Origin of the sequence: Microlunatus sagamiharensis (genome assembly GCF_900105785.1) — a bacterium.
Classification (GTDB): Bacteria; Actinomycetota; Actinomycetes; order Propionibacteriales; family Propionibacteriaceae; genus Microlunatus; species Microlunatus sagamiharensis.
Window position 1 is genome coordinate 4189790 of the sequence record NZ_LT629799.1, and the last position, 14062, is coordinate 4203851.

Here is a 14062-nt window from a genome sequence, read left to right on the forward strand (position 1 = left end):
TCTTCGAGCGTACGAGGGGCTCAGGCGCCCGGACCGGCCAGCACCTCGCCGACCGCCGTGACGATGAGGCCGAGCGAGACGGCGCCCGGGTCGGGCGTGCCGACGCTGCGTTCGGCGAGCGGGCGCGCGCGGCCGATCCTCGGCGTCAGCGACGCGGTCTCCTGCGCCGCGTCGGTCGCGGCCCGCGCGGCGTCGCCCCACGCGTCGGCGAGCGGGCGGCCCGCGTCGACGCCCTGGCGCAGCGCCTCGACGAACGGGAAGAGCGCGTCGAGCATCGTCTTGTCGCCCAGGCTCGCCTTGCTGAACTCCTGCAGCCGCTCGGCGGAGGTCGTGACGGCGGCCGCGAGCCGCGGGCCGTCGACGGCGTCGTCGTTGCCGAGCTCGGTGCCCATCTGGGAGAGCAGCAGGCCCCACAGGATGCCGCTCGTGCCTCCGGCCTTGTCGCCGAACGCCGCCCCGGCCGCCGCGAGCACGGTCTGCGCCCCGCCGCCGGCCCCGGCCGCACGGTCCGCAGCCTCGGTCGCGGCGAGCGCGCCGCGGCTCATCCCGATGCCGTGGTCGCCGTCCCCGGCGACGGAGTCGAGCCGTCCGAGCTCCTCCTTGTGCTCCTCGACGCTCGCGCTGAGCGCGGCGACGGCACGCTGGGCGACGCGCCCGGCCGTGCGCGACTCCTCGCTCGCCTCGGGCACGGCGTCGTCCTCGCCCGCCGCCCTCACCTCGCGGCGCTCGGTGAAGCGGTTGTTCGCCACGGCGGCGCCGCGGCGGAAGGCGGGGGTGTCGGCCGGGGCGGTCCAGTAGGTCTCGAGCTCGTCGTCCAGCCAGGTCACCGACAGCGAGCAGCCGGCCATGTCGAGGCTGGTGACCAGCTCGCCGACCTCGGGCTGCACGAGGGTCACGCCGGCCTCGACGAGGAGGCGGTGCACGGGGCCGAAGAGCGCGAAGAGCTCCTCGTACTTGGTCGCGCCGAGGCCGTTGAGCAGGACGGCCGCGCGCCCGTCGGCGTCGGCGGGCCGCTCGGCCAGGACGGTCTCGACCAGCTTGGCGGCGAGCGCGGGGGCGGGCATCCAGTCGTCGGAGGTGATGCCGGGCTCGCCGTGGATGCCGAGGCCGAAGTCCATCCGGCCGGGCTCGACGTGGAACAGCGGCTCGTCGGCACCCGGCATGGTGCAGCCGTCGAAGGCCACGCCGAAGGAGAAGGTGCGGGCGTTGGCGAGGCGCATGACCCGCTCGACCCCGTCGAGGTCGAGGCCGGCCTCGGCCGCGGCGCCGGCGACCTTGTAGACGGTGAACGTCCCGGCGATGCCGCGCCGCTCGCCGACCTTGTCGGCCCCGGCGGAGGCGATGTCGTCGGTGACGTAGACGATCCGGGTGTCGATGCCCTCGGCGACCAGACGGTCGGCGGCGACCTTGAAGTTGAGGCGGTCCCCGGCGTAGTTGCCGAAGCCCATGACCACGCCCGCACCGCCGTCGGCGGCGCGGCACACCCGGTAGACCTGCTCGGCCGACGGGGAGGCGAAGAGGTCGCCGAGCACGGCGCCGTCGGCGAAGCCGGTGCCGACGACCCCGCTGTAGGAGGGGTAGTGGCCCGAGCCGCCGCCGAAGACGGTGCTGACCTTGCCCTCGAGCGGCCCACCGGCGCGGACGAAGCCGGACGCCTCGGGCACCCGCTGCACGTGGCCGGGGTAGGCGGCGGCGAAGCCGACCAGGACGTCGTCCTTGAAGGTGGCCGGGTCGTCGTAGACGTGGGTCATGAGGGCTCCTGCGGATCGGCGACGGTGCGCGTACGGGGGCTGCTGGTGCGGACGCTATCGGGTGCGACCCGCACCGGCCGGAGGAGTGCCCCCGACCGGTGCGGACGTCGCTCCGGGGACTAGCTGCTGAGCTGGAAGTTGTTCACCTGGTCGGCGTTGTCCTTGTTGATCAGCGTGCAGTCGAGCGCCTGCTTCTCGTCCGGGACACCGGTGTTGCCGGTCTTGATCGCGCTGTCGAGCTCGGTGATCGCCTTGTTGGTGCCCTCGACGATGGGCTGGAGGACGGTCGCGACCATCTCGCCCTTCTTGACCGCGTCGACCGCGTCCTGGTTGCCGTCGAAGCCGAGCACCTTGACCTGGTCGAGCTTGCCCTTCTCCTTGAGCGCGTTGATCGCGCCGAGCGCCATCTCGTCGTTGCCGGCCACGACGCCCTTGACGTCGGGGTTCTTGCTCAGGAGGGACTCCATCTTCTCCTGGCCCGTCTGGCGGTCCCAGTTGGCGATCTCCTTGCCGACCAGCTTGAGGTCGGGGTACTGCGAGATGACCGACTTGTAGCCGTCGGAGCGCACCTGGGCGTTGTTGTCGCTCGGCTTGCCGAACAGCTCGACGTAGGTGCCCTTGTAGTCCATCGCCTCGGCCCAGGCCTCGGCGCCGAGGTTCGCGCCCTGCGCGTTGTTCGACACGATCTGCGCCTTGGCCAGACCGGCCTTGGAGATCTCGGCGTTGATCAGGACGACCGGGATCTTCGCGTCCACGGCCTTCTGGACGGCCGCCACGCTCTCGTCGGCACCGGCCGGGTCGAGCAGGATGCCGGCGACCTTGTCGTTGATGGCGGTCTCGATCAGCTGGTTCTGCGTCTCGGGGTCGTTGTTGTTGGCGTTGACCGTGGACTTGTAGCCGAGCTTCTCCACCGCGGCCTTGGCGGTGTCGGCCTCGGCCTTCCAGTACGGGTTGCTCGGGTCGACGGTGATGATGGCGATCGTCCCGCCGGCGGCGCCGCCGCCGGAGGAGGCCGCGCCGGAGGCGGCCGGCTGGGCGTCGCCGCCCCCGCCGCAGGCGGCGAGGGAGAGGAGGAGGGCGGCGCCGGCGAGGAGCGGGCGGCTCTTGCGGAGGCTGAACATCGGTGTTCCTTTCGGTGGTGCTGGTGGGTGGTGCGTGCGGGTGGTGCTGGTGGGTGGTGCAGTCGGGCGCGGCGCGGGGGAACCGGCGCCCGGACGGTCAGGCAGCGGTGGTCGCCCCGCCCTGCCGGGCCGCGGCGACGGCGCGGCGGGCGTTGCGGCGCCGGCCGATGATCTGCTGGATCTGGTCCACCGCGACGGCGAGGATGATCACGGCTCCGGTGATCACCTTCTGCCAGAAGGGGGAGACGCCGACGATGACCAGCCCGTTGGCGAGGAAGCCGATCACGAAGGCGCCGATGATCGTGCCGCGCACGGTGCCGCGCCCGCCCGAGAGCGCCGCGCCGCCGATGACGACGGCGGCGATCGCGTTCAGCTCGTAGTAGGTGCCGAGGTCGGCGGTCGAGGAGCTGATGTTGGCCATCTGCAGGATGCCGACGACGCCGGCGCACAGCCCGGACAGGACGTAGATGCGGGTCTGCACGCGCTTGACCGGGACGCCGGAGAGCTGGGCGGCGCGCTCGTTGCTGCCGGTCGCGTACAGCCAGCGGCCGAACGGCGTGCGGGTCAGCACGATGGAGAAGACCACCGCGAACAGGATCATCACCCAGGCGGAGATCGGGAGCCCGAGCGGCCGGCTGGCGAAGACGGTGAAGAAGCCGGTGTTGTTCAGGTACGGCTGGCCGCTGAGCTCGTTGGTGATGTTCTGGCCGTTCAGCAGCACCTCCGTGAGGCCGCGGGCGACGTAGAGCATGCCGAGCGTGGTGATGAACGGCGCGAGGTTGAGCCGCGCCACCAGCAACCCGTTGACCCAGCCGACGAGCATCCCCACCGCGACGGAGAGCACGACGATCACCCACACCTGCGGGAACATGATCGCCTCCGTCAGCGGGAGGTTCAGCCCGCGGAAGAGGTTGCCCGCGACCGCGGCGGTGAGGCCCACGGTGGAGCCGACCGAGAGGTCGATGCCGCCGTTGAGGATGACCATCAGCATCCCGAGCGCCACGATCGCGTTGAAGGCGACCTGCTTGGTGATCGTGGTCAGGTTGCCCGCGGTCAGGTAGTTGTCGCTCAGCGCCGCGAAGATCGCGATGATGATCAGCAGGGCGATGAGCGCACGGCCCTCGACGAGGACGGAGTTCCAGTTGAAGCGGCGCCGGCCCGGCGTGGCGCCGGCCGGACCGGTGGCGGGCGGGGCGGGGGCGGTGGTGGTGGCGGTCATGACGCTCCGTTCCGGTCGGTCTCGGCGTGGGTGGCGGCCGGGACGTGGTCCTCGGTCCGGGGGTGGTGGGGTGCGGCCTCGTCGGTCGTCTCCTGCTCGCCGGAGGCGGCCATGACCTCGTCACGCGTGCACGTGCGGGGGTCGAGCTCGCGGACGAGGCGGCCACGGCTCATGACGACGAGCCGGTGCGACGCGGTCAGCGCCTCGCCCACCTCGGAGGTGACGTAGAGGACGGCGAGGCCCTTGCGTGCCTCGCGGAACAGCAGGGAGAAGATCTCGCCCTTGGCGCCGACGTCGATGCCGCGCGTGGGCTCGTCCAGCAGCAGCACCTTCGGCCGGGTCAGCAGCATCTTGCCGATGACGACCTTCTGCTGGTTGCCGCCGGACAGGGAGGTGATCAGGGCGCCGGGGCCGGCGGTCTTGACCTTGACGTCGGCGATCTCCTGCTCGACGTCGGCCCGCTCCACCCGGCGCGAGATGAACGTCCGGCGCACCATCGACAGCAGGCTGGGCAGCGACAGGTTCGCCCCGACGCTCATCATCTGCACGAGGCCGTCGCGCTGCCGGTCCTCCGGCACCAGCCCGAGGCCGAGGGCGATCCGCTCGCGGACCGAGCGGGTGCCGAGGTCCGTCTGCCCGAGCAGGACCCGCCCGCCCGAGATCGGGTCGCGGCCGGCGATCGCCTCCATGAGCTCCGTACGACCGGCGCCCATCAGCCCGTAGAGGCAGACGATCTCGCCGGCGCGCACGTCGAGCGACACGTCGTTCACCACGACCCGGCCCGTGTCGGGCTCGGCCACGGTGACGCCCTGGATCGAGAGGGCCACGTCGCCGAACTCGCGGGGCTCGTCGCGGAAGTCGTAGTCGGCCTCGCGCCCGACCATCTGGCGCACGACCCAGGGCAGGTCGATGTCCGCCGCCTCGGCGGTGGCGACGAGGTCGCCGTCGCGGAAGACCACCGCGTGGTCGGCGATCTCGATCGCCTCCTCCAGGTGGTGGGAGATGTAGACGATCGCCACGCCCTGGCTGGTGAGCTCGCGGATGACCTTGAAGAGCACCTCGACCTCGGCCGCGCTGAGCGCCGACGTCGGCTCGTCCATGATCAGGATGCGGGTGTCGGTCTGCAGCGCCCGCGCGATCTCCACGATCTGCTGCTGGCCGACGCGCAGGTCCTGCACCAGCGTCGTGGGCCGGATCGGCTCCTCGAGGCGGTCCATGAGCCCGCGCGTGATCTCGGCCTCGCGGGCGTAGTCGATGCCGCCGAGGCGCGTGCGCAGCTCGCGGCCGATGAAGACGTTGTCGCGCACGCTGAGGTTGGCGCAGAGGTTCAGCTCCTGGTGGATGATCGAGATCCCCCGGTCCACCGCGTCGCTCGTCGAGGCCAGGGTCACGGGCTCGCCGTCGAGCTCGAGCCGGCCGCCGGTCGGCTGCTCGACGCCGGACAGGATCTTCATCAGCGTCGACTTGCCGGCGCCGTTCTCGCCGAAGAGGACGGTGACCTTGCCGCGGCGGACCTCGAAGTTGACGCCCTTGAGGGCCCGCGTGACGCCGTAGGTCTTGCTGATGTCGATGGCCCGCAGGACGACCTCGTCGTCGGCGCGCCCGGCCACCGCGGTCGCGCCACGGCTCTCGGTCCCCGCCATCAGGCGGCCTTGACGCTGAGCGGCTGGACGTTGACCGGCTTGGCCCGCGGCACCCCGGAGGCGCCGGTGGTCGTCACCGCGACGACGCCGACGACCTCGACCTCCTTGCCCTCGAGGCTCGCGGGGTCGTTGACCGAGGACTCCAGGTCGGCGAGGACGAGTTTCTTCATCTCGTCGGCCACGTACTGGTACTGCGTCTGGCTCGGGGCGTCGGCGAACTTGAAGCCCATCGCGTCGCGCAGCGGGCTGCCGTTCACCGCCGTCGTCAGGGGCACGAGCACCGGGGTCTGGCTGGGCACGCCGTCCACCTGCAGCCGCAGCGAGGCGTCGGTGGCCGAGACGACCTTGGCGGTGGTCCGCACCGGGAAGACGTAGGAGTTCTCGCCCGGCGAGACCGCCTTGTACGTGTCCGCGGCGCTCTTCGGGTCCTCCTGGAGAGCGGGGACGACCTTGCCGAGGTCCGACGCCTCGCCGGGCAGCTCGGACTGCGCGCGGGAGTAGAGGTCCTCCGCCGTCGCGGCCGGGTCGAACGGCTTGGGGGCGATCGAGGCGAGCTCGGTCGGGGTCAGGAACTTGGTGCACAGCACCATCGCGACGACGAGGACGACCAGCGCGAGCGCCAGCACGAGACGTCGGGGCGAGAAGCGGCGGGGGAGGGCGGGTGCCTGGGCCGAGGCCATCATCGGCTCCTTCGGGTGGGCGTGGGTGCGAGGAGGTGGTCGGAGGTGACGTCCGCGGTCACGGGGCGGGCCTCCGAGGGGCGGGCGGGGTGGGCGGTCGTACGCCTCGCGGCGACGTCGCCGCAGGTCCGCAGCAGGGCGGCGAGCCCGTCCGCGGTCCACGCGGCCCGTCCCACGAAGAGGCCGTCGAGGTCGTCGAGGTCCAGGAGGGCCCCGGCGTTGGCGGCGGTGACGCTGCCGCCGTAGAGGAGGCCCCGCAGCCCGACGCCGGGAGCCAGCTCGTCGACCACGCTGCGGACGCGGTCGAGCACGCCGACGATGTGGCCGGGGGCCGCGGCGCGGCCGCTGTCACCGATCGCCCAGACGGGCTCGTAGGTGACGAGCACCCGCGCGAGGTCGTGGGGCGCGACCCCGGAGAGGGCCGTGCGGACCTGCTCGCCGACGTGCGCGGCGGCTCGGCCGGACGCCCGCACCGACCAGGGCTCGCCCACGCAGACCAGCGGCACGAGGTGCTGGTCGAGCGCGGCGGTGACCTTGGCCGCGACGACCTGGTCGGTCTCGCCGAACTGCGCCCTCCGGTCGGAGTGGCCGATCTCGACGATCTCGGCGCCGGCGTCGCGCAGCTGGCGCATCGACACCTCGCCGGTGACCGGCCCGTCCTGCGCCCAGTGGCCGTTCTGCGCGCCGACGCGCAGGACGGAGCCGTCGGGGCGGGCGTCGAGCACGGCGTGCAGCGCGGTGAGGGGCGGGAGGACGAAGAGCTCGACCCCGTCGGGGACCGGCTCGCGGTGGAGGTCGGACACGTACGCCCGGGCCTCCGCCAGCGTCTTGGTCATCTTCCAGCTCGTGCCGAGCCAGAGGTGACGACCCGCGCCCTCCGGAGCCGGACCGGGCGAACCGGCCGGGCTGGGGAGGTCGGCGGCCCGCAGGAGCGGGACGGTCACGGGATCAGCGAGACCTTGATCGACTCCTTGCCGCTGGCCACGAGGTCGAGGCCCTTCTGGAAGTCCGCGAGCGGCAGCTGGTGCGTGCAGATGTCGTCCATCGGCAGGGCGCCGGACTCGATCATGCGGATGGCGGCCGGCCAGCAGTGCGGGCCGAGGTGCGCGCCGCGGACGTCGAGCTCCTTGTCGTCGCTGATGATCGACCAGTCGACGGTGACGTCGCTGCCGAAGACGCTGTACTCGACGTAGCGGCCGAGCTTGCGCAGCAGATTCAGGCCCTGGCCGACCGCCGAGGGGTGACCGGCGCTCTCGATGTAGACGTCGGCGCCCCAGCCGTCGGTCAGCTCCTTCACCCGCGCGACGGCGTCCTCGCGGGCGATGTTGATCGTGACGTCGGCGCCGGTGCGGCGGGCGATGTCGAGCTTGGCGTCGTCCATGTCGAGGGCGACGACGAGCCGCGGGTTCTTGGCCCTGGAGCCGGCGATCATGCCGAGACCGATCGGGCCGCAGCCGGCGACGACGACGACGTCGTCGAAGGTGAGCTCGGCCCGCTCGACGCCGTGCAGCGCGCACGACAGCGGCTCGGCGAAGGCGGCGTGCGCCGGCGGCAGGTCGGCGTCCACCTTGTGCACGAGCGAGTCGGTCGTGAGGACCATGTAGGAGGCCATGGCGCCGGGGGTCGCGCGCTTGAAGCCGTACATGTCGTGGCGCGCGCACATGTGGTACGCGCCGAGCAGGCAGTAGCGGCAGGTCCAGTCGGGGACGATCTGCTCGGCCACCACGCGGTCGCCGACCGCGATGCCCCAGTGGGCGGCGGCCTCGTCGTCGAGCTCGACGACCCGGCCGACGAACTCGTGGCCCGGGATGACCTCGGTCTCGGCCCAGGCCGGACGGTTCTCGTCGCCCCAGAACTTGGCCGCGCCGTGGTAGCACTTCAGGTCGCTCGCGCAGATGCCCACCGCCTCGACGGCGAGCAGGACCTGGCCCGCGCCGCGCGTCGGGACCGGGACCTCCTCGAGCCGGTAGTCCTCGGGGCCGTGGCAGACGACGGCCTGCATCGTGGCGGGGACCTGCTCGGTGCTGCGGGGGGACGCGCTGGCGGCGCTGGTGTCGTCGACCATCGACGAGCCTCTCTGCTCGGGACCGGGGGAGCGTGCAGGCCTGTTCCGACCCGGCCGCTCCGCTGCGGGCGTCACGCTAGCGCTCGGCTGCACACCTGTCCAGCACGAATGTTCATTCAACTTCGGACGCTGCACCGCTGTTCAGCAGCGGGTGGCTGCGATACTCCCTGACGTGGCGGCACCCCGACCGGAGACGGCGACGGGCTACCGGGTCGGCGGTGCGGACGGCAGCCGCTTCGACCCGGCGGTCCTCTACGCCGCCGCGAAGCTCTACTACCTCGAGGACGCGACGCAGGCCGACGTGGCCGCGCAGCTCGGCACCAGCCGGGCGACCGTCTCCCGGCTGCTGTCGGAGGCCCGCCGGCAGGGGATCGTCAAGATCCAGGTCTTCGCCCCCGACACCACGGGCGGCGACGACCTCGCCGGCCGGCTGGCCGCCGCCCTGGGGCTCGCCTCGGTCGAGCTCTCGGCCGCCGTGCCCCCCGCCCCGGCGGGCACGGGCGACGTGATGGGCAGCGTCCTCGCGCCCGCCGTCGGACGGGTGCTCGCCGGCGTCGGGCTCGCGCCCGGCGACATCCTGCTGGTCTCCTCGGGCCGCACGGTCTACGAGGTCTCGCGCTTCGAGCTGCCCCGGCTGCCCGGCGTCGTCGTCGCGCCCACCGTGGGCGGGACCGACCAGCCGGAGGCCTGGTACCAGACGAACGAGATCACCCGGCTGGTCGCCGAGCGCATCGGCGGCCGGGCGATGTACCTCTTCGCCCCGGCGCTGCCGGGCCCCGAGCTCTACCAGACGCTCCAGCACGACCCGAGCATCCAGCGCGTGCTGCACCTGTGGCCCCACGCCCGCTGCGTGCTGACCGGGGTGGGTGCGCCGCCGCTGCTGCGCGCGCAGGCACCGCAGTTCATCGACACCTCCTCGGCCGCTCTCGTGGAGGCGGTGGGCGACATCTGCTCGCGCTTCTTCTCCCGCTCCGGCGAGCCGGTGACCTTCCCGGGCAGCGAGCGCCTGATCGCGCTCGACCTCGAGACGCTCAAGCAGGTGCCGGTCGTCGTGGCCGTCGCCTCCGGCGCGGACAAGGTCGCCCCCGTGGTCGCCGGGGCCCGGGCCGGCTTCTTCGACCACCTGGTGACCGACCCCCAGACGGCGCGGCTGATCCTGGACCGGGCGTGAGCGCGGGGCCCTCGGGGCGGAGCGGCGGACCACTCCTGGTCGGCATCGACATGGGCACGGCCAGCAGCAAGGGCGTGCTCGTCACCACCGACGGGGTCGTGCTCGCCACGGCCGTCCGGGAGCGGCCGCACTCGATGAGCCTGCCCCGCCCGACCTGGGCCGAGGTCGACGCCGAGGCGGTCTGGTGGGCCGACGTCGTCTCGATCAGCGCCGAGCTGGTCGCGGCCGCGGGCGGTGCGCCGCTGGCCGCGGTCTGCGTGAGCGGCGTCGGCCCGTGCCTGGTGCTGTGCGACGCCGACGACCGGCCGGTCCGACCGGCGGTGCTCTACGGCATCGACATGCGCGCCCAGGCCGAGATCGAGGAGCTCACCGACGAGCTCGGTGCTGAACAGATTCTCACCCGGTGCGGCAAGGCCCTCACCAGCCAGGCCGTGGGCCCCAAGCTGGTCTGGGTCTCCCGGCACGAGCCGGAGCGGTTCGCCCGGGCCCGGCGGTGGTTCGGGTCGAGCTCGTGGGTCGTGCGGCGGCTCTGCGGCGCGTACGTGCTCGACCACCAGACCGCGAGCCAGTGCGACCCGCTCTACGACGTGCACGCCTTCGACTGGGCGCAGCCCTGGGCCGACCGGGTGCTGGAGCACCTGGAGAAGCCGCGGCTCGTGTGGCCGTCCGAGGTCGTCGGGACGGTGACGGCCGCCGCGTCGGTGCAGACCGGGCTGCCGGTCGGCACGCCGGTCTGCGCGGGGACGGTCGACGCCTGGGCCGAGTCCTTCGGGGCGGGCGTGCGCTCGCCGGGGGACACGATGCTCATGTACGGCTCGACGATGTTCCTGGTGCAGGCGCAGCGGCGACCGCTCGCGCACCCGGTGCTGTGGAGCACGGCCGGGGTCGACCCCGGGTCCTGGACGCTGGCCGCCGGGACCGCGACGGCGGGGCTGCTGACCGCGTGGGTGCGCGAGCTGGTCGGCGCGGCCGACTTCGCCACCCTCGCCCGGGAGGCGGCCGCGGTGCCGGCCGGCTCGGGCGGCCTGCTCGTGCTGCCGTACTTCGCCGGCGAGCGGTCGCCGGTCTTCGACCCGCGGGCGCGCGGCGTCGTCGCCGGGCTCACGCTCAGCCACACCCGGGGCCACCTCTACCGCGCGGTCTACGAGGGGGTCGCGTACGGCGTCCGCCAGGTCACCGAGCTGCTGGCGCAGGCGGGCGCGCCGGTCGGGAGGCTGGTAGCCGTCGGCGGGGGGACGCGGACCGGGCTGTGGCCGCAGGTCGTCAGCGACGTCACCGGGCTGACGCAGGTGGTGCCGCGCGAGACGATCGGCGCCAGCTACGGCGACGCGCTGCTCGCCGCGATCGGCGCGGGGCTGGTCCCGCCGGAGACCGACTGGAGCCGGCCGGCGGCCACCGTCGAGCCCGACGTCGGCGTGCGGCCGGTCTACGACGAGCTCTACGGGCACTTCCTCGGGCTCTACCCGGCGACGGTCCCGGTGGTCCACCCGCTCGCGCGCCTCCAGGAGCGCCAGGCCGGGTCCGTGGGCTGAGGGACGGGCGGCCGGGCCCGGTCGGTCGCCCGACCGGGCCCACGCCCCCGGCTCACTCGGCGAGGATGCCGTACAGCTCGCGGCGGAGCTGGTCGACCTTGTCCTTGGCGCGGGCCTGCTGCTCGGCGCTGGCGCCGTGGAACTGCTGCAGGCTGCCCATGAGCTTGCGCGCCGCGTCGCGCAGGTCGCTGCCGGCCCCGCCCTCGCGGGCGTTGTCGAGCGCGGCGTCGATGGACTCACGGTGCTCGGTCACGTGGGCCGAGCCCTCCTCGGTCAGGGAGTACGCGCCGCGGGGGCCGTCCTCCTTGGTCACGAGGCCCTCGTCGACGAGCTGGGCGAGCGTCGGGTAGACCGAGCCGGGGCTCGGCTTCCAGGCGCCGTCGGTCTTCTCGGCGATGGCCTTGATCAGGCCGTAGCCGTTGGACGGGCCCTCGGCCAGGAGGCCGAGGATCGCGCTGCGGACGTCGCCGCGGCGGGCGCGGGGACCGCCGGGGCCGAAGCCGCGGCCGGGACCGAAGCCCCGGTGGCCGCCGCCGAAGCCGCGGCCCGGACCGAAGCCGGGGCCGAAGCCCGGCCCGCCCTCGGCGCCGGCCTCGCGACCGGGTCCGAAGCCGGGACCGAAGCCGCGGCCGGGTCCGAAGCCCTCGCCCGCGGCCGCCATGGCGGCCATCCGTCGGAAGGCCTTCGGGGGGACGAATCCCTGCGGGGGTGCGTTGAAGTGGTGTCGCACGGTGGTGCTCCTCTGAGTTGTCGGCGCGACCTCCGTGATCGCGTCACCGATATATCGCCGACAGTCTAGAAGATATTCCGAGTGTTCTACAAGACCCTGCACCGAGGCCGGGTCCGCGGGGCTAGAGGGGCCAGCCCGCCGGGCCCTGGGTGCCGGCGGCGTACTCCTCCATGGGCGTCTCGTCGGCGGCCCACGCCCCGAGCACCGAGTCGACGATGCGCCAGCACTCCACGGCGGTGTCCCCGCGGACCGCGAGCAGCGGGTCGCCGTCGAGCACGCCCGCCAGCACCTCCCCGTACGCGGGCAGCCGCCCGGGGTGGAGGTCGGTGTCGAGCGTGACGTGGTCGAGCCCCAGCGGGTCGTCCTCGCCGTTGACGTTGAGGTCGAGCGCCATCGCGTCGGGGCCCATCGAGAGCCGGAGGCGGTCCGGCTCGCACTCCCCGGTCAGGCCGGTCGGCAGGTGGGGGACGGGCTTGAAGGTCACCACGACCTCCTTGCGCAGCGCGCCGACCGCCTTGCCCGAGCGCAGCCGGAAGGGCACGCCCGCCCAGCGCCAGCTGTCGATCTCGAGGGTGACCTCGGCGAGCGTCTCGGTCCCGCGCGCCGGGTCGACGCCGGGCTCGGCCACGTAGTCGGGCACGGTGCGGTCGTCGATGGTCCCCGTCGTGTAGCGGGCCCGGCGCGAGGCCTTGGCGGGGTCGTCGCCCCAGGCCCGGCAGGCGCGCAGCACCGCGGCCTTGGCCTCGCGCAGGTCGAAGGCCGACACCTCGCCAATCGGGTCCATGGCCACGAGGGCCATCACCTGCAGCAGGTGGCTCTGGATCATGTCGACCAGGGCGCCGGCGCGGTCGTAGTAGCCGGCGCGGCCCTCGAGCGTCAGCTGCTCGTCGAAGACGATGTCGACGCTGGCCACGTGCTCGGCGTTCCAGACCGGCTCGAAGATGCGGTTGGCGAAGCGGACGCCGAGCAGGTTCAGCACGGTGGAGCGGCCGAGGAAGTGGTCGACCCGGAAGATGCGCTCCTCGGGCACGAGGACGGCGAGGGTGGCGTTCAGCGCGCGGGCGCTGGCCGCGTCGGTGCCGAAGGGCTTCTCCAGCACGAGGACGGTGCCCTCGGGCAGGTCGACCTCGCGCAGCGCCTCGCAGGCCCGCGCGGTCACCGCGGGCGGCAGCGCGAAGTACAGCGCCGGGGCCGGCTCGCCCGCCGCGACGAGAGCGGCGAGGTCCTCGGCCCTGGTGACGTCGGCGCGGTGGTAGGACGTGGTCGCCAGCAGCGCGTCGACGGTCTCCCGCGACACCCCGCCCGAGGTCAGCGAACCCTCCAGCCGGTCTCGCCAGGTCTGCTCGTCCCAGTCCTCCGCGCCGGCACCGACCAGCACCAGGTCGCGGCGCTGCGGCTCCACGTCGAGCAGCTTGCCGAGCGCCGGCATCAGCAGCCGGTTGGCCAGGTCCCCGCTGGCGCCGAGGAGCACGAGCCTGCGGATCGGGGTCGAGGGCAGCGGGGCCCCGTCGACCGAGAGGTCCTGGTCCGGGGTGGCGGTCGAGATGCTCAAGGCGGGCTCCGAGGGTCGACGGTGCAGCCCGCGGGCCACGGGTGCACGCTCACGCTAGGGCCAGCGGTGCTCCGCGGCGGGTGACCCCCGCCGGGCGTCAGCGGCGGCGCAGCGTCGAGCGGGCCAGGGTCGTGACGCAGCCGCCTGCGACCGCGGTGGCCGTGCCGCCGACCAGCGCGGCGACGAACAGCGCCGGGCTGTACGCGCCCAGCACCAGCAGCATCCCGCCCGCCAGCAGCAGGCTGAGCACCACGACGGTGGCCAGGACCGGGGCGAGGTCGCTGCCGGGGCGTGCCTCCGGGCGGGCAGCCGGAGCGGCTTCGGGTTCGGCCGCGGGCGTGCGCCGCGGGCCGAGGTCGGCGAACAGCGCGCGCAGGTCGTCGCGGGAGCGCGCGGCCATGGCCCGGGCGAGGCGGTCGTCGAGCTCGGCGGGGTCGAGGCGCCCGGCGGCGAAGTGCTCGGCGAGCGCGTCGCAGGCGGTCGCCCGCTCGAGGTCCCCGACGCGGAGGGCGGGCGCGGGCTCGACCGCGCGCAGCGGGGTCACGGGGCGGCCGGACGAGGGGCGGCCGGGGTACGGCGTGAGGTGGTCCACGCCGCG

Annotated in this window: 12 protein-coding genes; 2 read left to right on the forward strand and 10 right to left on the reverse strand. The window is 73.8% G+C overall.

Annotation, left to right across the window (positions count from 1 at the left end; genetic code table 11):
• Positions 1–20 precede the first annotated feature (20 nt).
• The 7 genes from BLU42_RS19425 to BLU42_RS19455 all read right to left on the reverse strand — a co-directional run bounded on the left by BLU42_RS19425 (position 21) and on the right by BLU42_RS19455 (position 8479).
• On the reverse strand, positions 21–1751 hold the full coding sequence (locus BLU42_RS19425; protein ID WP_091078413.1) for a dihydroxyacetone kinase family protein: 1731 nt from the start codon (positions 1749–1751) through the stop codon (positions 21–23).
• Positions 1752–1870: 119 nt separating this feature from the next.
• Entirely contained in the window at positions 1871–2872 is a 1002-nt protein-coding gene (locus BLU42_RS19430) for a D-ribose ABC transporter substrate-binding protein (protein ID WP_091078417.1), read from the reverse strand.
• A gap of 97 nt (positions 2873–2969) precedes the next feature.
• Positions 2970–4091, reverse strand: a complete 1122-nt coding sequence (locus tag BLU42_RS19435) for an ABC transporter permease (RefSeq protein WP_091078420.1) — start codon at positions 4089–4091, stop codon at positions 2970–2972.
• A complete protein-coding gene (locus BLU42_RS19440; RefSeq protein ID WP_091078424.1) occupies positions 4088–5734 on the reverse strand; it encodes a sugar ABC transporter ATP-binding protein in 1647 nt (548 codons plus the stop codon). The genes BLU42_RS19435 and BLU42_RS19440 overlap by 4 nt, the downstream gene beginning before the upstream one ends.
• Positions 5734–6414 carry a DUF2291 family protein gene (locus BLU42_RS19445; RefSeq protein ID WP_157720102.1) on the reverse strand — a complete coding sequence of 227 codons (681 nt, stop codon included), beginning with the start codon at positions 6412–6414 and terminating at the stop codon, positions 5734–5736. Before BLU42_RS19445 ends, BLU42_RS19440 begins: the two co-directional genes overlap by 1 nt.
• Positions 6414–7358 (reverse strand): triose-phosphate isomerase family protein, encoded by a 945-nt coding sequence (locus BLU42_RS19450; RefSeq protein ID WP_197680529.1) that lies wholly within the window; start codon positions 7356–7358, stop codon positions 6414–6416. Before BLU42_RS19450 ends, BLU42_RS19445 begins: the two co-directional genes overlap by 1 nt.
• Positions 7355–8479 (reverse strand): alcohol dehydrogenase catalytic domain-containing protein, encoded by a 1125-nt coding sequence (locus BLU42_RS19455; protein ID WP_231918340.1) that lies wholly within the window; start codon positions 8477–8479, stop codon positions 7355–7357. Before BLU42_RS19455 ends, BLU42_RS19450 begins: the two co-directional genes overlap by 4 nt.
• Positions 8480–8651: 172 nt before the next feature.
• On the opposite strand from BLU42_RS19455, the gene BLU42_RS19460 reads away from it, so the two are divergent.
• Positions 8652–9650 (forward strand): sugar-binding transcriptional regulator, encoded by a 999-nt coding sequence (locus BLU42_RS19460; protein ID WP_091078431.1) that lies wholly within the window; start codon positions 8652–8654, stop codon positions 9648–9650.
• On the forward strand, positions 9647–11182 hold the full coding sequence (locus tag BLU42_RS19465; RefSeq protein ID WP_197680530.1) for an FGGY-family carbohydrate kinase: 1536 nt from the start codon (positions 9647–9649) through the stop codon (positions 11180–11182). The genes BLU42_RS19460 and BLU42_RS19465 overlap by 4 nt, the downstream gene beginning before the upstream one ends.
• A gap of 52 nt (positions 11183–11234) precedes the next feature.
• On the opposite strand, the gene BLU42_RS19470 is transcribed toward BLU42_RS19465, so the two are convergent.
• The 3 genes from BLU42_RS19470 to BLU42_RS20780 form a co-directional block, all read right to left on the reverse strand.
• Positions 11235–11912, reverse strand: a complete 678-nt coding sequence (locus tag BLU42_RS19470) for a PadR family transcriptional regulator (RefSeq protein ID WP_231918342.1) — start codon at positions 11910–11912, stop codon at positions 11235–11237.
• Positions 11913–12033: 121 nt separating this feature from the next.
• Positions 12034–13464, reverse strand: coding sequence for a glucose-6-phosphate dehydrogenase (locus BLU42_RS19475; RefSeq protein ID WP_197680531.1), 1431 nt, complete (start codon positions 13462–13464; stop codon positions 12034–12036).
• 97 nt (positions 13465–13561) lie between these two features.
• Positions 13562–14056 carry a DUF1707 SHOCT-like domain-containing protein gene (locus BLU42_RS20780; protein ID WP_157720103.1) on the reverse strand — a complete coding sequence of 165 codons (495 nt, stop codon included), beginning with the start codon at positions 14054–14056 and terminating at the stop codon, positions 13562–13564.
• Between the last annotated feature and the right edge of the window lie 6 nt (positions 14057–14062).

Bases quoted from the DNA above. Each gene is read 5' to 3' on its own strand.
- BLU42_RS19425 (WP_091078413.1), bottom strand. From the start codon at position 1,751: ATGACCCACGTCTACGACGACCCGGCCACCTTCAAGGACGACGTCCTG.
- BLU42_RS19430 (WP_091078417.1), bottom strand. From the start codon at position 2,872: ATGTTCAGCCTCCGCAAGAGCCGCCCGCTCCTCGCCGGCGCCGCCCTC.
- BLU42_RS19435 (WP_091078420.1), bottom strand. From the start codon at position 4,091: ATGACCGCCACCACCACCGCCCCCGCCCCGCCCGCCACCGGTCCGGCC.
- BLU42_RS19440 (WP_091078424.1), bottom strand. From the start codon at position 5,734: ATGGCGGGGACCGAGAGCCGTGGCGCGACCGCGGTGGCCGGGCGCGCC.
- BLU42_RS19445 (WP_157720102.1), bottom strand. From the start codon at position 6,414: ATGGCCTCGGCCCAGGCACCCGCCCTCCCCCGCCGCTTCTCGCCCCGA.
- BLU42_RS19455 (WP_231918340.1), bottom strand. From the start codon at position 8,479: ATGGTCGACGACACCAGCGCCGCCAGCGCGTCCCCCCGCAGCACCGAG.